Source organism: Roseixanthobacter liquoris (assembly GCF_043195135.2).
In the GTDB taxonomy this organism is placed as follows: Bacteria; Pseudomonadota; Alphaproteobacteria; order Rhizobiales; family Xanthobacteraceae; genus NCEH01.
In genome coordinates this window covers 707,237-726,256 of record NZ_CM195537.1, presented here as the reverse complement: position 1 = coordinate 726,256, position 19,020 = coordinate 707,237, and the positions used below count along the sequence as shown (strand labels likewise).

The following is a 19,020-nucleotide window of genomic DNA, read 5'->3' as shown; positions in this document are numbered from 1 at the left end:
GGAGCGTGACGACACTCCAGTACCTCCCGTACCTGCCGGCGACGGTCTTAGAATTTGAAGAATACGAGAATATGAACCTCGCGGGTCCGCAGCTGGCTCAGGGCGTCAGTAATCCCCCTCCCGCAGCAGGCGGCGGATCACCTTGCCGGAGCTGGTGAGCGGTAGTTCCTCCAGAAACACGATCTCGCGAGGATATTCGTAGCCCGCCAGATTGTTCCGCACGAGCGCCTGCACCTCGGCCTTCAAGGCCTCGCTCGGCACCACGCCGTCCTTCAGCACCAGGAAGGCTTTCACCACTTCCGTGCGCACCGGGTCCGGCTTGCCGACCACGGCGGCGATGGCGATGGCGGGATGGCGCAGGATGCAGTCCTCGATCTCCGCCGGGCCGATGCGATAGCCGGCGGAGGTGATGACATCGTCATCCCGGCCGAGGAAATGGATATAGCCGTCGCCGTCCTGCCGGGCGAGGTCGCCGGTCAGCATCCAGTCGCCGGAGAATTTCTCCGCCGTCGCCTCGGGACGGTTCCAATAATTGAGGAACATCACCGGGTTGGGCGCGCGAATGGCAATCTGCCCCATCTCCTCGACGGCGCACGGCGTGCCGTCGGGCCGCAGCACCGCAACGTCATGGCCTGGCAAAGGCTTGCCCGTGGCGCCGGCCCGCGCGACCCCCATGGCGGCGTTGGAGCCGATGACGTAATTGCATTCGGTCTGGCCGTAGAATTCGTTGATGGCAACGCCCAGGGCCTCGCGCCCCCATTGGAACGTCTCCGCTCCCAGCGCCTCCCCCGCCGACCCCACGGTGCGCAGGTCGAAGCCGAAGCGTTCGCGCGGGCGCGGCACCGCCCGCATCATCTTGAGCGCCGTCGGCGGGATGAAGACGTTGCGCACCTGCGCCCGCGCCATCATGTGGAACGCCCGCTCGGGGTCGAACTTGCCCGGCGGCTGCACCACCACCGGCACGCCCAGCGCGAGCGAAGGGAACAGCGTGTTCAGCAGCCCGCCGGCCCAGGCCCAGTCGGACGGGGTCCACATGCGGTCGCCGGCCTTGGGAAGATCGTCATGGGTGAATTGCATGCCCGCCACATGGGGCAGCAGCACCCGGTGGCCGTGCAGCGCGCCCTTGGGCTGGCCCGTGGTGCCCGAGGTGTAGATCATCAGCGCCGGATCGTCCGGCCCGCTGTCGATCGGCAGCGGCGCCGGGCTCTCGCCGGCACTCATTTCCTGAAAGCCGAGCACGTCGCCCGAGGGGCCGTCGGTGGAGACGAGGACCGACAGGCCGGCCGGCCGCACCGGCAGCTTGGCGAGGCCCGCCGCATCGCTCACCAGCGCGGCGGCGCCGGAATCCTCCAGGCGATAGGCGATGGCATCGATGCCGAATACCGCCGCCAGCGGCACGGCGATGGCGCCGAGCTTGTAGAGGGCGAGATGGGTGGCGAGCACTTCCAGCCCTTGCGGCAGCAGGATGGCCACCCGGTCGCCGCGCCCGATGCCGCGGCGGGCGAGTGCCCGCGCCAGCCGGTTCGAGGCGGCGGCCACCGCTCCATAGCTCAGCGGCGCGAAGCCGTTCTCGCGCGGCAGGAACAGGGCCGGGCGATCCGGCTCGCGTTCGGCCCAGCTGTCGCAGGCGTGGATTGCGATGTTGTAGCGCGCAGGAACGTGCCATTGGAACGCGGCACGACGGCGTTCATACTCACCCGATGCGGACAACGTCACCTTCCTGCTTAAAGCTTAGGCAGGAACGCAAGCTAAAGCGCTGTTGCGTCCGCGTCCATCCTCATTGTGCGATGCACCGGCCGGGACACGGACGCCCGCGTCAGCGCACCTTCTCCGGCTGCGCCAGCACCAGGGCCCAATAGACCTTGTATTTGGAGCGCGGATTGAAGGCGGTCGCGATGCCCATGCGGGTGACGCCGGGGGTGAGCATGTTCTTGTTGTGGGGCGGGCTGTCGCGCCAGCCGGAGAACGCCTCGGCGAGGGTATGATAGCCGGCGCCCACATTCTCCACCGCAATCGCCGGGTCATAGCCCGAGGCCTTCATGCGCATGACGAAGGTGCGTCCGCCCACTTCATGCGAGAGCGTGTCGGCCTTGGCCATGGCATCGGCCTGGTCCTGGGCGACGCGGCTGAGGGCGGGATCGATGGTCACGGCGGACAGGCCCTTGCCGGTCCGGTAGGCGCTGATGATGGAGGCGGCGGCGGCCGGGTCCACGGGCTGCCCGCTCTTGGCGAGATCGTCATAGAAAGCGGGCTTGGTCGGCTCCACTTCCGTCGTGCCGCAGGCGGCCAGCAGGAAAGACAGGAGCACGATGAGGGGAGCGGCGCGCATGCGGCCTCCAGAACTGGAAAGGTTTCGGCCCGCTATGTGAGGGCGGCGAGGTTTAGGAAGCGTTAGCATCCTCTCCCTCAGGCGCCCTCCGGCTGTTGCGCCGCGCCGATGATGCCCGGGCGGCTGGGCTTTTCCTCCTCCGCGGCATCAGCGACGGGGGCCGACGAGGGCGCGGGGGGAGCTGCGGCCGGGGCGGCAGGCGGCGGCGCAATCTCTGCCGGCGGGGCGCCTTCCGGCCGAGGCGGAGGGGGCACCAGGTCGGCGGGGGCGCGCGCCAGCGCCGCCCAGGGCTGGCAGGCCATGCCGATACCCGCCTTGCGGAAGCGCGTCAGGATGGCGAAGTGCAGATCGCTTTTCACCGTCAGGCCGTAATCCACGTTCGCCACCACGCAGCGCAGCTCGAAGCCGAGGCCCGCGTCGGAAAACTTGGTCAGGAACACGCGTGGCGGCGGCGATTGCAGCACCTGGGGATGGTCGCACGCACAGGCCACCAGAATGTCCCGCACCTCCTCCAGGTCGCCGTCATAGGTGACGTTCACCGCCACGATCACGCGCCCGGTGGTGTTGGAGTGCGTGAAGTTCTTCACCATGCCCGAGATCAGGTCGGAATTGGGCACGATGACGGTCGCCCGCTCGAAGGTCTCGATCTCGGTGGAGCGCACGCTGATGCGGCGCACATAGCCTTCCTCGCCCTTCACATTGATGGTGTCGCCCACCCGGATCGGCCGTTCCGCCAGCAGGATCAGGCCGGATACGAAGTTCGACACGATCGATTGCAGGCCGAAACCGATACCGACCGAGAGCGCGCCGGCGACCAGGGCGATGTTCTCAAGATTGAGCCCGATCTCCCCCATGGCGACCATCAGGGCGACGATGGTGCCGATATAGCCGACGATGGTGGCGATGGAGGATTGCAGGCTCGGTTCAAGGCCGGTGCGGGGCAGGAACTTGGTGGACACCCAGCGCTGGATGGTGCGGGCGATGAAGATACCCGCCATCAGCAGGGCAACGGCATACACCACGTTGCTCAGCGTGATGGTGGTGGCGCCGATGCGCACGCCGAACGAGGCGCGCTCGATGGTGTCCATCACGTCGGCGGTGGAGGTGCCCCAGCTGCCTGCGATCACCAGCAGGCCGATGGCGAGCAGCATCAGCTTGAGCAGCGCGGCGATCAGCGTGCCCAGCAGGTCCAGCCGTTCCTGCCGCAGGCCGAGGGTGCGCGACAGCTGGCGGGCATGGATCGCTTCCGGCGTAAGGCTGCCGAAGAAGGCCTCGATCAGCGCGTTCAGCACATAGAGGCCGGCGATCACGGTGGTCGCGACCACGATCCGCGCGGCGACGAACGCGGCGAGGCCGACATAGCCCGCCACCAGCGCGCCGGCGAGCCCCGCCAGCAGCAGCCACATCAGGAACCGCACCCAGGGCACGCCGCTGCTCGGCATTTCCCCCGTGCCCGTCTCCTCTTCGCCTTCGCGGGCGAGCACCACCAGCATGCGGGAGATGAACAGGCCGATCAGCAGCGCCATCACCGCGCTGGTGGCCACCGTCAGCGCCACCGGGGCGAACAGGGCGCGATGGATGGAATTGAGGAAGGCCGCGATCGACAGCGTCCACACCATCCAGGTGAAATAGCGATAGCCGAGGCTCGCGGAATAATCCGACAGGGGCGGGAGCCGCCGCCAGGGCTCGCCCGGCGCCAGCACCGCGCGCGACACCGCAAGGCCGATCGACTGGATGAAGACCGCCACCAGCAGTCCGTGGATCACGTCGGCGGCGCGCGGCGGCGTGATGTCGAAACCGCCCAGGAACGCGAAGGCCGCGATCACCGCCACCGGCGTGGTCAAGGCGTTGAACACGCCCATCTTGACCGCCTCGCGGCCGGAGCGGAGCCGCGAATAGCTGTTGCCCTCCGCCGGCGGAGGACAGGCGAACTTGCGCCGCAGGAAACGCCCGCCGGCGAACACCAGGGCAAAGATCAGCAGCGCGCCGGCATTGATCGCCACCAGCACCGGGGCGCCCTGGCGTTGCAGGGCGAAAGCCAGCCAGTCGTTCGCGAGGAAGCGCAGCGAGCGGCCCTCGCTGCCGAGCCCGCTCGCCGCCCCGGTCCACAGGCTCGGGTCGAGGATGCTCATGGAGCGGTCGAACAATTGCCCGGTGAACAGGCTGCGGCGGCGGCTCGACAGGCGGTCCGACAATTGGTCCGCCCGCACCAGCAGGGCACGGTTCTGCTTGATCACCGCATCCAGCTCCGCGATCAGGCTCTGCATGCTCTCGCGGTCGGCGGTGACGGAGGGATCTTCCGGCGGCGCGCCGGCAGCCGGCGGCTCGCCCAGTTCCTGCGCGCGGGTCTTGGCATTGGCGAGGCGCGGCACCAGGGCATCGGTGCGCTGGGCCAGTTCGCGGCGCACCGGATCGAGGCGGTTGCGCAATTCGTCGAGATCGTCGGCGCGCAGCCCCTCCACCGAGAGCGCGCCCTCGATGCTGTCGAGCGAGGACCGCGTCGCGTCCACCTTCTCGCGCGCGGCCTGCACGGCCGGATCGCTGGCGGCAAAGCCGGGCGCGGCCATGCCGGCGAGCAGGACGGCGATCAGGACTGCGGCCAGAACGGCGGCGCGCGCGATCGGTCGCGACATGAGAAAACCTCCAGGGGGCGCCCGTACCAAGGCGCCCTTATAGGAAAGCGAAGGCGGCAGACTGATGGCCGCCCGCAAATGGCCGCGATACGCACCGGGTCCGCCGCGCGCGACTGTTTCCATTCGTGGGCGAAGCGCACTAAGAACAGGAAAACCTCGGCGGACCTACCTCCATGAGCAGCCCCCTTCCCGTCAAGAGCGAAGCCCCGATCGCGGTGCGTGATCCCCTTGCTTTGGCCCAGGCCCTGGTGCGCGCGCCCTCGGTGACCCCCCATGCCGAAGGCGCCATCGCCCTGGTCGCCCAGATTCTCGAAAGCGTCGGCTATGAGGTCACGCTCCTGCCGTTCGACAGCGCGGGGACCCCGATCGCCAATCTCTATGCGCGGATCGGCTCCGGCGCGCCCAATCTGTGCTTCGCCGGCCATGTGGACGTGGTGCCGCCGGGCGATGAGGCCACCTGGCGGCATCCCCCGTTCGGCGGGGAGGTGGCGGACGGGCAGCTTTTCGGCCGCGGCGCCGTGGACATGAAGGGCGCGGTCGCCGCGGCTCTGGCTGCGGCGGCACGCCATGGCGCACCGAACACGGGCGCGATTTCCTTCCTCATCACCGGCGACGAGGAAGGCCCCGCCCTGGACGGTACGGTGAAGGTGGTCGAATGGCTGAAAGCCCGCGGCGAGCGGGTGGACCATTGCATCCTCGGCGAACCCACCAATCCCTCGGCGCTCGGCGATGCGGTGAAGATCGGCCGGCGCGGCAGCCTTTCCGGCATCATCCGCGTGCACGGCAAGCAGGGCCATGTGGCCTATCCCCATCTGGCGGACAATCCGGTGCCCCGCCTCCTGCGGCTTCTGACGGCCTTGACCGCGCAGCCGCTCGATTCCGGATCGGCGCATTTTCCGCCCTCGAACCTGGAAGTGGTGTCGGTCGACGTCGGCAACCCCGCGTTCAACGTCATTCCCTCCGAGGCCCAGGCCAAGTTCAACGTGCGCTTCAACGACCAGTTCACGCTCGACAGCCTGAAGGCCGAGATCACCCGGCGCCTCGCCTCGGCACACCGCACGGGGTCCTATGACGTGAGCTTCCAGACCGGTGCGAGCACGAGCTTCCTCACGGCGCCCGGCCCGTTCGTCGATCTCGTCAGCGGCGCCATCGCCGAAGTGACGGGCTGCGTGCCGGAGCATTCCACCTCCGGCGGCACGTCGGACGCCCGCTTCATCAAGGACCTGTGCCCGGTGGTAGAGTTCGGGCTCGTGGGCCGCACCATGCATGCGGTCGATGAATCCACCCCGGTCGCCGACCTCGAAGACCTGACCCGCATCTATGAGCTGATGATCGCGCGCTATTTCGCCGCCTTCGCGGCCTGACCGTTCGGAACCGACCATGACCACTCCCGGCGCGGAAATCCTTTCCCATCTCGACGTGAACGGCCGCGCCATCGCGGTGCGCCGCCTGCCCGGCCAAGTGCCCGGCGTGATGTGGCTCGGCGGCTTCAAGTCCGACATGATGGGCTCGAAGGCGCAGGCGCTTGCCCATTGGGCGGCCCAGCGCGGGCAGGCCTATGTGCGGTTCGATTATTCCGGCCATGGGGAATCCGCCGGCCAGTTCGAGGATGGCACCATCTCGGCGTGGGCCGACGAGGCGCTCGCCGTGTTCGACCGGGAGACCCAAGGGCCGCAGATCCTCGTCGGCTCGTCCATGGGCGGCTGGATGGCGCTGCTGCTCGCCCGCACCCTCGCGGCACGGGGCGAGAGCCGGCTGAAGGCCCTCGTGCTCATCGCCCCCGCGCCCGACTTCACCGAGGACCTCATGTGGGCACGCTTTCCGCCCGAGGCGCAGCACGCGATCCTGGAGACCGGCCGTTATGAGCGGCCTTCCGACTACAGCGCCGATCCCTATGTCATCACCCGCGCCCTGATCGAGGACGGGCGGCGCCATCTGATTCTTGGCGCCCCGTTCGCGGTGGGATGTCCGGTCCGCATCCTCCAGGGCGCACAGGATGTGGACGTGCCCTGGCAGCACGCCATGCGCCTCGTATCCTGCCTCGCGGAGGACGACGTGGTGTTCTCGCTGGTGAAGGACGGCGACCATCGCCTCTCCCGGCCGGAGGATCTGGAGCGGCTCACGGCGGTGCTGGAGGAATTCGTCTGACCGCGCGCCGCTTGACCCGGCCCACGGGGCGCCGCACATCTGGCGCTTAGAGCATTTTCGAGCGAGGTGGATACCGGTTCGCGTGAAGAAAATGCAAAAAAGCAATGAGTTGGAGCATTTCATTGTTTCCGTGAAACAATGAAATGCTCCAACTCCGCACGGTCGCGCGGCGAAGGAACGGGCGTTGAGCGAAGTCGTCTTCTACCATCTGGAGCGGCGCCCCCTGGAGGACGCGCTTCCCGCCTTGCTCGAAAAGAGCCTGGAGCGGGGATGGCGCTGCATCGTCCAATGCTCCTCGCCCGAGCGGCGCGACGCGCTCGACGCCCATCTGTGGACCTATAACGAAAGCTCGTTCCTGCCCCACGGCACGGACGCGCAGCCCCAGGTGGAGCGCCAGCCGATCCTCATCACCACCACCGAGGACAATCCCAACGGGGCGCAGGTGCGCTTCCTGGTGGATGGTGCGATCCTCGCCGACGCCACGCCTTATGTGCGTGTGGTCCACATGTTCAACGGCCGCGACGAAGAAGCCGTCGCCGCGGCGCGCGACCGCTGGCGCGAGGCCAAGGCCGCCGGCCACACCCTCACCTATTGGCAGCAGGACGAGAACGGCCGCTGGGTGCGCAAGGCGTAGACCCTTGCCCTATTGCTGCTTTCCCCGGTCGGATCGCAGCCCCTTCAGCAGCGATCCCACCACCGGCACCAGCAAGGCGGGCAAGGCCGAATCGAAGGGGTGGCGCACCGCGTTCGCGATCGCCTTCACCTCGCCCTCCGCCTCGCGCAGGTCCGCCGCCAGCGCCTCGATGGCCGATTTGTGGATTTCATTTGCGAAATCCAGGTCGCGCCCGGGCTTGATGGCGCTGGCGATCACCGCGGCAAGGCCCGCGACGACGATGTTTCCCCCGCCCACCGCAACTGCCGCCCAGATGGGTCCCCACAGCTGGGACAAGGCGAGATAGGCCGCGACGCCCAGCATCAGTACGCCGCCAGAGGCGATCAGGGCGGCGAAAACGAAGATGCCGGACCGTGCCAGCAGCGTGCGCAGGTGAATGTCCGCGATGATGGAATCGGCGCGCCACAGCACCCGCAGGTTTCGCACGGCATTGTCGAGCTTCATGACGAACGTCCCCATGCGCGTCCCACCAGGACGCCGAGAAGGAATGCCGAGGCGACGGAAACCGCCGGATGGGCGGAAACGGTGGCGTCGGCCTGCGCCTTCGCATCGGTGACGGCCGCCTGGAGATCGCGCACGAGGGCCTGGAGTTCGCTCAGGCTCGGCTCCGCCGCCCCTGCCGCCTCGGCGTCGGGGGCGGCCTCGTCCGCCGGGGGCGGCGGCTCCTGGCGCGTCGGGTCGGGCGGACCATCGTGCGCCGCCGCCTTGGTGCGGGCGCGCGTTGCGCGGGGCGCCGGCGCGGGATCGGCGGGGGACTGGGCCGCCAGTTCGGCCTTAAGGGCGTCGAGTTCGGGACGGCGGGTTGCCATGGCGGGCCTTTTTCGAATGAGCGGCCGGACGACGGTCTCGCTACAGCTTAGACACGGCGGCCCCGCTCGGCAAAGTCTTGCGAAACCATGCGCCTGTGCCGCCTCCGCGCCTTGACCCGCATCAAACGCCGGGCGCTTGGGCCGATCATAGAAAAAGGGCGCGAACCGGCGTTCGCGCCCAAAGGTGTCAGGGAGGACCTCTACCAGAGCTGCGGGGTGTTCGACATGACGAACGAACCAGCAGGCAATGCCGAACGATGCCAATTTCACATCATCGAGTCAATATATGAATTATATCACACTATAATATTGTTTATTTGGAGCGAGTCCCCCTGCTCCGTCTCCCGCGCCGGCGTGCTAGAACACGCGCAATCGGAGGCGTCCATGTCCGCAACATCCCGCCATATCGACTATTTCTTCTCCGTCGTCAGTCCCTGGACCTTCCTTGGCCATGCCCCTTTCATGGCGGTCGCGGCGCGGCACAAAGCGCAGGTGCGGTTCGTTCCGGTGGAATTGGGGCCGGTGTTCGCGGAATCCGGAGGACTGCCACTGGCCAGGCGGGCGCCGCAGCGCCAGCGCTATCGCCTGCTGGAACTCCAGCGCTGGCGGGTGAAGCTGGGGGTGGATTTCCATATTCATCCGGCCCATTGGCCGCTCGACGGGGCGCGCGCCGACAAGGTGCTGATTGCCGCGCTGGCCCGCGGGCACAACATCGAACCCCTTCTGCCGCTTATCTTTTCCGGCATCTGGCAGAAGCAGCAGGACTTGGCCGACCCGCAGGTGATCGCCGCCCTGTGCGATGCCGCCGGACTGCCCGGCGCGGACCTGCTCGCCGCCGCAGAAACCGCCGAGGTTGACGCCGCCTATCTCGCCAACCGTGAGCAGGCATTGGCCGCCGACGTCTTCGGCGCACCGGCCTATGTGCTTGATGGGGAAGTGTTTTGGGGCCAGGATCGGATCGAGCTGCTGGACGATGCGCTGGCCAGCGGCCGGGCGCCGTTTCGCCCCGTGGAGCGGGCCTGAGCGCCGCTGTTCGGCCCCTTTCCCCTGCGACAGTCGATTCAACGATGCCTGACGGGAGACGGACGATGAACTGGGTTTCCATGGGCCGGCCAGCCCTTGCGGGCATTGGGTTTGTGGCGCTTCTACTGGTACCGGCGCACGCGGCGGAACCGGCCGCGCCCGGGACGGCGGCACGGGCCCAGGCACCGGCGGGACCGCGCTACACCTTCTCTCCCGTCGAGGGAGGGGCGCTGAAGCTCGACACCCAGACCGGGCAGGTTTCCTTCTGCGGCAAGGGTTCTGCGGGCTATTCCTGCGAGGCGGTGCCGGATTCCCGCGATGCCTATGAGGCGGAGATCGCCCGCCTCCAGGCCCGGATCGCCACCCTGGAAGGACAACCCGCCGCCGCCCCGAAAGCGGGATCATCCTACCTGCCGAGCCAGTCGGATTTCGACGCGGCCCTGGATTATGCCGAGCGCGCCTTCCGCCGCCTGCGCGACCTGGTGAACGGCACGCCGAGCGGCGACCGCACCTGACGAACGTCGGTTTCATCCCCGCTTTACGCGCCACGAAACCAATGTTCGGGTCTTTTCCCCCCGATTTCGCCCGATGTCCGCAATTGCGCCTCCCCGAGGCAATCGCGAAGGCCGAACCATGAGCGAACCTCACATCCGATTCGCCCCCGCGACCCATGCCGCCACCGGCCGGCCGCGCGCCCTCGGCCTCGGGCTGAAGCTGCCGGGGAGGCCCGGCCCGCTCAACGCCATCACCGATGTGGCGGGCGTCAGCGTGGGCATGACGACGCGCACGGCACCGGCAGACGGCATCCTCACCGGGGTCACCGCCGTCCTGCCCCGCCTGCCCGATGCCCTGCTCGAACCCATCTGGGCCGGCGCCTTCTCCCTGAACGGCAATGGCGAGATGACCGGGGTGCACTGGATCCACGAGGCCGGCTGGTTCACCGGGCCGATCGTCCTGACCAACACGCTCTCTCTCGGCATGGCCCATCATGCGACGGCGCGCTGGCTGTGCCACCGGTTCGGCCCGATGATCGGGGAGGACCTGTGGGTGCTGCCGGTGGTGGCCGAGACCTATGATGGATATCTCAACGACATCTCAGGCTTCCACATCACGGAAGAGGATGTGCGCGCGGCCATCGACAGTGCCCGGGACGGCCCGGTGGCGGAGGGCTCGGTGGGCGGCGGCGCGGGCATGATCTGCTATGAATACAAGGGCGGCACCGGCACCGCCTCGCGCATCGCCCAGACCCCCACGGGGGCATTCACCGTGGGCGCGCTGGTGCAGGCCAATCACGGCATCCGGCCCTGGCTCACCATATGCGGCCGCCGGCTGGGCGAGACGTTGACCGACAACCTGCTGTGGACCCGCGAGCGCGGCTCCATCATCGTCATCCTCGCCACCGACGCGCCCCTGCTGCCGACCCAGATGCAGCGCCTCGCCAAGCGGGCGGCGATCGGCATCGGGCGCGGCGGCACGCCCTCGGGCAATAATTCCGGCGACATCTTCCTGGCCTTCACCACCGCCAATTCCCCCGGCCCGCTGCCCGAGCCACCGCGCCTGAAGCTGGAGGCGCTCTCCAGCGACGATCTCGACCCGATCTTCCTGGCGGCGGTGGAGAGCGTGGAGGAGGCGGTGTTGAACGCCATGCTGGCGGCCGATCCCGTCACCGGCAAGCGCGGGCGGCATGTGGCGGCGCTCGACGGGGCGCGGGTCGCGGAGCTGATGCGTTAGGTCTCGCCCGACGGGGCGCGGAACATTGCCGCGCCTCTTGAATGCCGCGCCGTTCCGGTGTCGGCTCTGGCTCGATGCGAAACGGATTCGGCGCGCGGGAGACAGCGAGGATGGACATGGCGATTGAAGCGCCCGATTGGCGCGCCCTCGACCAGGAGGCCCGCGACCGCGCCTTCAACAATGCGGCCGCCGTCGCCGACAGCGCCGACATCCTGCGCGGCTGGGCCGAGCGCTCGGCCGCCCTGCGGGCGCAATGCTGCCTCACCCTCGACCTGCCCTACGGCCCCGGCCCGCGCAACCGCATCGATTTCCTGAAAGCCGGCGAGAATGCCCCGACCCTGGTGTTCATCCATGGCGGCTATTGGCAGATGCGCGCGAAGGAGGATTTCACCTTCTGCGCCGCCGGGCCGCTGGCCCACGGCATCAATGTGGCGCTCATGGGCTATACGCTGGCGCCGGATGCCACCCTCGACGAGATCAGCCGGGAGATCCGCGCCGGCCTGCGCCATCTCACGCGCGAACTGCCGGCGCTCGGCGGCGATGTGGACCGCGTGTTCCTCTCCGGCTGGTCGGCCGGCGGGCATCTGGCGGTGATGAACCTCGATCATCCCCTCATCAAGGGCGGCCTCGCCATCTCGGGCGTGTTCGATCTGGAGCCCATGCGGCACATCTATATCAACGCCAAGCTGAGGCTCGACGAAGCGGCGGTGGCGCGCAATTCGCCCACCCTGCTGCCCGGGGGCGGGGAAGTTCCCCTGATCCTGGTGGCCGGCAGCGCCGAGCTGCCCCTCATGCGCAAGCAGACCGCCGATTTCGCCGCCCACCGCACGGCGCAGGGCCTGCCGCTGCATTATGAGGAAATTCCCGACGCCAATCATTTCACCATATTGGAGACCATGGCCGAACCCTCGGGCCGGATCGCGCAGCTGATCACGGCCCTGGTGAAGGGTGTCGCGCTCTAGAGCATTTCATCATTATTAGAAACGATGAAATGCTCTAACTTATTGTGTCATCGCATTTTCTTCACGCAAGCCGGGATCCGATTCGCTCGAAAATGCTTTAAGGGAGGCCGGCATGAGCCAGATCCGGCGCGGTCGCCCGCGCGTGAGCGCCCTCGACATCTGCGCCCAGGCGCAGCTGGAGGTGGAGACGCGCGGCGAGGGCTTCACCGACCTCACCCGCGAGGCGCGCGCCTTCCTGGCGGAGATCGGCGCGCGGGACGGCCTGCTGCACGCCTTCTGCCGCCACACCTCCGCCTCGCTGACGATCCAGGAGAATGCCGATCCGGACGTGCGGGTGGACCTGCTCACCGCTTTGCGGCGCCTCGCGCCGGCGGACCATCCCTGGGTGCACGACCTGGAGGGGCCGGACGACATGCCCGCCCATATCCGCACGATGCTGACCGCGAGCGACCTCGCCATCCCGGTGGCGGACGGCGCGCTGCGGCTCGGCACCTGGCAGGCGCTCTATCTCATCGAGCATCGCGCCCGCCCCCATGTGCGCGAGGTGGTGCTGTGCTTCTGCGGGGAAACGCGGGACTGAGGGCGGCGCAGCGGCCCCATCGCGACCGCCAAAAGAAAATGGCGCGGACCCGAAGGCCCGCGCCATTTTCATATCCATGCGAAAAGATCAGGCCGCGGCCGAGACGCTGTCCTTGGTGGGAACCTCGGAGATGGTCTTCAGGATCTGCGAGGCGATCTGGTAGGGGTCGCCCTGGGAATTGGGGCGGCGATCCTCAAGATAGCCCTTGTAGTCGTTCTTGATGAACGAGTGGGGAACGCGGATCGAGGCGCCACGGTCAGCCACGCCATAGCTGAACTTGTTCCACGGCGCGGTCTCGTGCTTGCCGGTCAGGCGCATGTGGTTGTCGGGACCATACACGGCGATATGGGCGTCGAGATTCTTGTCGAAGGCCGCCATGAGGGCCTCGAAATACTCCTTGCCGCCGACTTCGCGCATGTACTTGGTCGAGAAGTTGGCATGCATGCCCGAGCCGTTCCAGTCGGTGTCGCCGAGCGGCTTGCAGTGGAACTCGATGTCCACGCCGTACTTTTCGGTCAGGCGGAGCAGCAGGTAGCGGGCCATCCACACTTCGTCGGCGGCCTTCTTGGAGCCCTTGCCGAAGATCTGGAATTCCCACTGGCCCTTCGCGACTTCCGCGTTGATGCCTTCATGGTTGATGCCAGCTTCGAGGCAGAGCTCAAGATGCTCCTCGACGATCTCGCGGGCCACGTCGCCGACATTCTTGAAGCCGACGCCGGTGTAATAGGGACCCTGCGGGGCCGGATAGCCATGCTCGGGGAAGCCGAGCGGGCGGCCGTCCTTGTAGAAGAAGTATTCCTGCTCGAAGCCGAACCAGGCGCCTTCGTCGTCCAGGATGGTGGCGCGGGCATTGGTGGCATGCGGGGTGACGCCATCGGGCATCATGACTTCGCACATCACCAGGGCGCCGTTCTTGCGCGCCGGGTCGGGATAGACCGCGACCGGCTTCAGCACGCAATCCGAGCTGCGGCCTTCGGCCTGCATGGTGGACGAGCCATCGAAGCCCCAGAGCGGCAGCTCATCGAGCGAGGGGAAATGGTCGAATTCCTTGATCTGCGTCTTTCCTCGCAGATTGGGGACGGGTGTGTACCCGTCCAGCCATATGTACTCGAGTTTGTACTTTGTCATTACGAGCCTCTCGTGAGCTGATGACGCGACATGTGACCGTGTTCGGATGCGCGACCCCGAAAAGGGGCCGGCAGCGAATGGCGTGCTCGGCCGCCAACTGGCTGGCCTCTCCCAAGCATTTCCTATGCCAACCCGGCCGAGCGGCCGAAAGCGGGCAGATCCGGCCGCGAAATCGACGGCGACAACGGATTCTCCCAGGCCCGCACAAGATAGACGGCTCAACATCCGGTCGGATGGCGTGCCCAGGAAATGAACAGGCTCCATTTGACAGCAACCCCGTGGAATGCCGCAGGGCGCGGCTGGAACTTCATGCGTAACCGCACGTTCCCTCTTCGAGGAATGCTAGCCGAAGATGCAAAAACCGAAGTGCTGATAATGTAGTCAAACGATGATTTTAAAAGAGGCAGCTTGTATAAAACGCGAGCACACCATGCTATGCTCACCCAACGTCTGATGCGTTATCGCACAGCACAAACCGAGAGAGAGATAGAATGGCCACGAGTCAGTATCCGGGATCTGCAAAGATTTACGCCTTCCCCGCCGGCGGCCGCGCGGGTGTTTCCAGCCGGCAGACCCCCGCGAAGCCGGTTAACGAAATTGCTGCAATGCAGATCGCTACCATGAACTTCGGCAGCAGCTGGTACCACGAAGCCGCAATTCAGGATGCGGAGACGCCGCGCAAGCGCTGAATTCAAGACGTTCACGCAACCCATGCCACGTTCGTCTTTCAAACACTTGCACATCACCTGAGGGCCGGCCCGCACGAGCGCCGGCCCTTTTTATTTGCAGCGCCCCGCCCGCGTCACCTTGCCTCGCGCAAAAATCCTTCTCGCGCTTGAGGCGGACACGCCCCGCGGCGGAAACATCCCCGCGAGAGCCGGGTTTGCTCTGTTTTTATGCATGACTGCCTTTTGAATAGGCATCCTTCATCCGCGCCGCGACGCGATCCCCTTCTGCGCCGATTGCAGCCCGGTTTGACCTGCCCGCTTGACTCCGCCCCGCCCCCTATGCCCTCAAGGCACGGGTGGATAAGCCGGCTTGCAACGCGCGCCGACGGGCCGGATCATTCGCTGAAGGCCGATTCGGGCGCGGGCCTCAAGCAAGCCGGCGGGCAAGCAACAGACGGTGAGCCCGTAACAGCCGGTGGGACCGGGGGGAGAAGCCATTTGGGAGACGCCAACGCCTTCCGGCTCGTCATCGCCGACGACCATCCGATGTTTCGCGGCGCCCTGCGCGAGGCGCTCACCGCCCTCTATCCGCAGAGCGAGATCGCGGAGGTCGGCACGTTCGACGATCTCCATGCCCTGCTGGAGAAGGAAGCGGATTTCGACCTGATCCTGCTGGATCTCACCATGCCCGGCGCGCGCGGCTTTTCCGGCCTCATCTATCTGCGCGCCCAATATGCCGGCGTGCCGGTGGTCGTGGTCTCGGGAAACGAGGAGGCGCCGATCATCCGCCGCTGCCTCGATCTCGGCGCCTCCGGCTTCATTCCGAAGACCCTCGGCGTCACCGCCATGCGCGATGCGGTGGCCACCGTGCTCGCCGGCGGCAGCTGGGCGCCGCCGGACATCAACCTGTCCGGCCGGGGCGACAGCGAATCCGACGCCATCCTCGCCCGTCTCTCCACCTTGACCCCGCAGCAGGTGCGCGTGCTGATGATGCTGTCCGAAGGGCGGCTCAACAAGCAGATCGCCTATGAATTGTCGGTGTCCGAGGCGACCGTGAAGGCGCATGTCTCGGCCATCCTCCAGAAGCTCGGCGTGGAAAGCCGCACCCAGGCCGTCATCGCCGTGTCCAAGGTGGAATCCGGCCTGTGGAGCCACGGGCAGGCCTGAGCCGGCCGCACACCGAACGCCCGAAGATCCGAGCCCGCGCCCGCCCGCCGGCTCCCCTGGCAGGAGACCGCCCCATGAGCCTCACCTCTGCCAATGCGCGCGTCTCCTCGGCGATGTCGACGCTCGCGGTCTATCTGCGGCCGAGCGTGCTGGTGGTGATCCTGCTCGGCTTCTCCTCCGGCCTGCCGCTGGCGCTCACCGGCACCACGCTGTCGGTCTGGATGACGGAAGCCGGCGTCAATCTCGCCACCATCGGCCTGTTCTCCCTGGTGGGCCTGCCCTACACGCTGAAATTCCTGTGGGCGCCGATCGTCGATGCGCTGGACGTGCCGCTGCTCTCGCGCTGGCTGGGCCGGCGGCGCGGCTGGCTGCTCGCGACCCAGATCGTGCTCGCCGGCGCCATCCTGTTCCTCGGCATCCAGGACCCGATGGCGGCGCCGTTCGCCGTCGCGCTCGGGGCGGTGATCGTCGCCACGGTCTCGGCGACGCAGGACATCGTGGTGGACGCGTTCCGCGTGGAGCGGCTCGACACGTCCGAGCAGGCCGCCGGCATGGCGGGCTATGTGGCGGCCTATCGCATCGGCATGCTGGTTTCGGGCGCCGGGGTCATCGCCATCGTCGCGGCGTTGGAAGCCTATGGGGTTCCGCGCGCGCAGGTGTGGAGCTGGGGCTATGTGGCCGCCGCCCTCTTCATGGGAGTGGGCATCGCCGCCACCTTCCTCGCCCGCGAGCCGGATGCCCCGGTGCGGCACGACGGCGACACGCCCACCCGCGAGGGCGGCGCGCTGAAGCGCGTCATCGCAACCGCGGTCGGGGCCTTCAGCGAATTCCTCTCGCGCGACCAGGCCGTGACCATCCTGCTGTTCGTGCTGCTGTATAAATTCTGCGATGCGCTCGCCGGCGTGCTCACGGCGCCGTTCGTCATCTCCATCGGCTTCGACAAGGCGACCTATGCGGCCATCGTGAAGGGCGTCGGCCTTGCCGCCGCATTGCTCGGCGGCTTTGCCGGCGGCGCCCTCGCGCGCGCCTATCCGCTCGTCACCTGCCTGTGGATCGGCGGCATCCTCCAGATGACGTCCAATCTCGCCTTCTCCGCCCAGGCGCTGATCGGGGTGAACGTGCCGGCGCTCACCGCCACCGTGGTGGTGGAGAATTTCACCGGCGCCATCGGCACGGTGATCTTCGTCGCCTATCTCTCGGCCCTGTGCGGGGCGCGGGCGCACACCGCCACGCAATATGCGCTGCTGACCGCCCTCACCGCCGTGGGCCGCACCTTCCTCGCCTCCGGCGGCGGCTATATCGTGGAAGTCACCGGCTGGGCGCTGTTCTTCGTCATCACCGTGATCGCCGGCATCCCGGGCCTGATCCTGCTGGCCTGGCTCCAGGTGCGCGGCCATTTCAAGGCGCTGGCAAAGAAGGATGCGGCGGACGCAGCCGGGCTCTAGCGTCCCGGCCAAGGGAAGCGGCGGCGGGGCCGACGCGGACTGCGAGCCGGGACCCCGCACAAAAAACCGCCGCAGGCGCTTCAATCCCTCAGCGGGCAGGGCTTTTGACGGCTTCGCCGCGTTCTCCCCTGGGTCCCGGTTCGGCGCTCCGGCCGCGTCGTCGCTGGACCGGGACGCGATGGGCCGGCCGCAAAAAATGCGCGTCCCGGCCAAGGGAAACGGCGGCGGGGCCGACGCGGATCGCGAGCCGGGACCCAGCACAAAAGACCGCCGCAGGCGCTTCAATCCCTCAGCGGGCAGGGCGCTTTTGACGGCTTCGCCGCGTTCTCCCCTGGGTCCCGGTTCGGCGCTCCGGCTGCGCCGTCGCTGGACCGGGACGCGATGGGCCGGTCGCAAAAAATGCGCGTCCCGGCCAAGGGAAGCGGCGGCGGGGCCGACGCGGACTGCGAGCCGGGACCCAGCACAAAAGACCGCCGCAGGCGCTTCAATCCCTCAAGCGGGTGATGCTTTTGACGGCTTCGCCGCGTTCTCCCCTGGGTCCCGGTTCGGCGCTCCGGCTGCGCCGTCGCTGGACCGGGACGCGAGACGGGCGCGGGGCGCACTTTCCTGCGGGCGGGGGATGACGTCCCTATCTCCCCATCATGGCGGGGCCGGCCGCAAAAAATGCGCGTCCCGGCCAAGGGAAGCGGCGGCGGGGCCGACGCGGACCGCGAGCCGGGACCCAGCACAAAAAACCGCCGCAGGCGCTTCAATCCCTCAGCGGGCACGGCTTTTGACGGCTTCGCCGCGTCCACCCCTGGGTCCCGGTTCGGCGCTCCGGCTGCGCCGTCGCTGGACCGGGACGCGAGAGCGGGGCTCGAGGCGCCTAAACCCCAAGGCGCTTGATGCTGCGCAGCGGCGTCTTTTCAGCGATGCGGGCGAGCGCATGCGCCAGAGGCTCGCGGGCGACGGACATGGCGAAGGCGTTGGCGTGCAGCAGGTTCGCCTCATCCTCGACGAGGCCCACATGGCCCGGCCAGAACAGCAAATCGCCCCGCCGCAAAGGCGCATCCAGCGGCACGGCCGTGCCGAGGGCGGCTTCCTGCTGGTCGCTGTCGCGCGGCGCGGCGATGCCGCAGGCGGTCAGCGCCGTCTGCACCAGGCCGGAGCAATCGAGCCCGAACGCCGAGCGCCCGCCCCACAGATAGGGCGTGCCGAGGAACCGCCCCGCCACTTCGACGAAATCCGCCTCCAGCACATCCAGCGGCGCCACATGCACGGCGGGCAAAAACCCGTGCGGCGTCACGGCGAAGGCGCCGCGCAGCTCGCGCACCTCCACTTGCGCGCCGAACGGCAGAATTGCGCGCGGCGGCAACTTGATGTCGGGGCCGGGGAACAGGAAGGTGCGCTGCGCGCGCACCTTGTGGGTCGGCTGCGGGCCGAGGGCGGCGAGCGATTCGCTCGGCAGGTAGCCCACATAGCCGTCGCTTTCGAGCTGGCCCCAGGCCCAGCCCTCGCCCTCGTCCTCATAGATGGTGACGATCTCGCCGAGGAGCGCCTCGGTATCGAGCGCGGCGGTGGAGGAGGGCGCGCGCCGCACCGCCGCCACCGGCTCCACCACCCGGCGCTTCACGCCCTCATTATAGAACGGCGCATCGACGATGCCGCGCAGGCTCTCGGCGGCAAGATTGGCCTTGGCCGGGGTCAGGCGCGGGTCGCGGCCTTGCGGAAGATCGCTCATAAAA

At 67.9% G+C, this 19,020-nt stretch carries 18 protein-coding genes; 11 read left to right on the top strand and 7 right to left on the bottom strand.

Annotated features, from left to right (window positions below):
* Nucleotides 1-105: 105 nt before the first annotated feature.
* From V5F84_RS03220 to V5F84_RS03210, 3 genes are all read right to left on the bottom strand, one after another.
* Nucleotides 106-1,716: an AMP-binding protein gene (locus V5F84_RS03220; protein WP_394043913.1), complete on the bottom strand. Its 1,611-nt coding sequence runs from the start codon at nt 1,714-1,716 to the stop codon at nt 106-108.
* Between the two features lie 100 nt (nt 1,717-1,816).
* Nucleotides 1,817-2,329 carry a CAP domain-containing protein gene (locus V5F84_RS03215; RefSeq protein ID WP_394043912.1) on the bottom strand — a complete coding sequence of 171 codons (513 nt, stop codon included), beginning with the start codon at nt 2,327-2,329 and terminating at the stop codon, nt 1,817-1,819.
* 77 nt (nt 2,330-2,406) lie between these two features.
* Nucleotides 2,407-4,962 carry a DUF3772 domain-containing protein gene (locus V5F84_RS03210; RefSeq protein WP_394043911.1) on the bottom strand — a complete coding sequence of 852 codons (2,556 nt, stop codon included), beginning with the start codon at nt 4,960-4,962 and terminating at the stop codon, nt 2,407-2,409.
* Nucleotides 4,963-5,135: 173 nt separating this feature from the next.
* Between V5F84_RS03210 and dapE the strand changes: the two genes are divergently transcribed.
* From dapE to V5F84_RS03195, 3 genes are all read left to right on the top strand, one after another.
* Nucleotides 5,136-6,326 (top strand): succinyl-diaminopimelate desuccinylase, encoded by a 1,191-nt coding sequence (dapE, locus tag V5F84_RS03205; RefSeq protein WP_394043910.1) that lies wholly within the window; start codon nt 5,136-5,138, stop codon nt 6,324-6,326.
* 16 nt (nt 6,327-6,342) lie between these two features.
* On the top strand, nt 6,343-7,110 hold the full coding sequence (locus tag V5F84_RS03200) for an alpha/beta hydrolase (RefSeq protein WP_394043909.1): 768 nt from the start codon (nt 6,343-6,345) through the stop codon (nt 7,108-7,110).
* Between the two features lie 184 nt (nt 7,111-7,294).
* Entirely contained in the window at nt 7,295-7,744 is a 450-nt protein-coding gene (locus V5F84_RS03195) for a DNA polymerase III subunit chi (RefSeq protein WP_394043908.1), read from the top strand.
* 9 nt (nt 7,745-7,753) lie between these two features.
* Here the strand turns inward: V5F84_RS03195 and V5F84_RS03190 are convergent, their stop codons facing one another.
* Both V5F84_RS03190 and V5F84_RS03185 read right to left on the bottom strand, forming a co-directional pair.
* On the bottom strand, nt 7,754-8,242 hold the full coding sequence (locus V5F84_RS03190; protein WP_394043907.1) for a phage holin family protein: 489 nt from the start codon (nt 8,240-8,242) through the stop codon (nt 7,754-7,756).
* Entirely contained in the window at nt 8,224-8,592 is a 369-nt protein-coding gene (locus V5F84_RS03185; protein WP_394043906.1) for a hypothetical protein, read from the bottom strand. The genes V5F84_RS03190 and V5F84_RS03185 overlap by 19 nt, the downstream gene beginning before the upstream one ends.
* 111 nt (nt 8,593-8,703) lie before the next feature.
* Between V5F84_RS03185 and V5F84_RS03180 the strand changes: the two genes are divergently transcribed.
* The 5 genes from V5F84_RS03180 (at nt 8,704) to V5F84_RS03160 (ending at nt 12,888) form a co-directional block, all read left to right on the top strand.
* Nucleotides 8,704-9,615, top strand: coding sequence for a 2-hydroxychromene-2-carboxylate isomerase (locus tag V5F84_RS03180; protein WP_394043905.1), 912 nt, complete (start codon nt 8,704-8,706; stop codon nt 9,613-9,615).
* A gap of 65 nt (nt 9,616-9,680) precedes the next feature.
* Nucleotides 9,681-10,130 carry a hypothetical protein gene (locus tag V5F84_RS03175; RefSeq protein WP_394043904.1) on the top strand — a complete coding sequence of 150 codons (450 nt, stop codon included), beginning with the start codon at nt 9,681-9,683 and terminating at the stop codon, nt 10,128-10,130.
* Nucleotides 10,131-10,248: 118 nt separating this feature from the next.
* Nucleotides 10,249-11,346 (top strand): DmpA family aminopeptidase, encoded by a 1,098-nt coding sequence (locus V5F84_RS03170; RefSeq protein ID WP_394043903.1) that lies wholly within the window; start codon nt 10,249-10,251, stop codon nt 11,344-11,346.
* Nucleotides 11,347-11,456: 110 nt separating this feature from the next.
* Nucleotides 11,457-12,308 (top strand): alpha/beta hydrolase, encoded by an 852-nt coding sequence (locus tag V5F84_RS03165; protein ID WP_394043902.1) that lies wholly within the window; start codon nt 11,457-11,459, stop codon nt 12,306-12,308.
* A gap of 112 nt (nt 12,309-12,420) precedes the next feature.
* Nucleotides 12,421-12,888: a secondary thiamine-phosphate synthase enzyme YjbQ gene (locus tag V5F84_RS03160; RefSeq protein ID WP_394043901.1), complete on the top strand. Its 468-nt coding sequence runs from the start codon at nt 12,421-12,423 to the stop codon at nt 12,886-12,888.
* Nucleotides 12,889-12,975: 87 nt separating this feature from the next.
* Here the strand turns inward: V5F84_RS03160 and V5F84_RS03155 are convergent, their stop codons facing one another.
* Nucleotides 12,976-14,016 carry a glutamine synthetase beta-grasp domain-containing protein gene (locus V5F84_RS03155; protein ID WP_394043900.1) on the bottom strand — a complete coding sequence of 347 codons (1,041 nt, stop codon included), beginning with the start codon at nt 14,014-14,016 and terminating at the stop codon, nt 12,976-12,978.
* 491 nt (nt 14,017-14,507) lie between these two features.
* On the opposite strand from V5F84_RS03155, the gene V5F84_RS03150 reads away from it, so the two are divergent.
* The 3 genes from V5F84_RS03150 (at nt 14,508) to V5F84_RS03140 (ending at nt 17,296) form a co-directional block, all read left to right on the top strand.
* Entirely contained in the window at nt 14,508-14,705 is a 198-nt protein-coding gene (locus tag V5F84_RS03150; RefSeq protein WP_394043899.1) for a DUF2735 domain-containing protein, read from the top strand.
* 525 nt (nt 14,706-15,230) lie between these two features.
* Complete coding sequence (locus V5F84_RS03145) at nt 15,231-15,851, top strand: LuxR C-terminal-related transcriptional regulator (protein ID WP_509274719.1); 621 nt, start codon at nt 15,231-15,233, stop codon at nt 15,849-15,851.
* Nucleotides 15,852-15,925: 74 nt separating this feature from the next.
* Entirely contained in the window at nt 15,926-17,296 is a 1,371-nt protein-coding gene (locus V5F84_RS03140) for an AmpG family muropeptide MFS transporter (RefSeq protein WP_394043898.1), read from the top strand.
* An 865-nt stretch (nt 17,297-18,161) separates the two neighbouring features.
* Here the strand turns inward: V5F84_RS03140 and V5F84_RS03135 are convergent.
* The gene (locus tag V5F84_RS03135; protein WP_394043897.1) at nt 18,162-19,016 is read right to left on the bottom strand and encodes a C40 family peptidase; all 855 of its coding nucleotides are present in this window, start codon (nt 19,014-19,016) and stop codon (nt 18,162-18,164) included.
* Nucleotides 19,017-19,020: the final 4 nt, after the last annotated feature.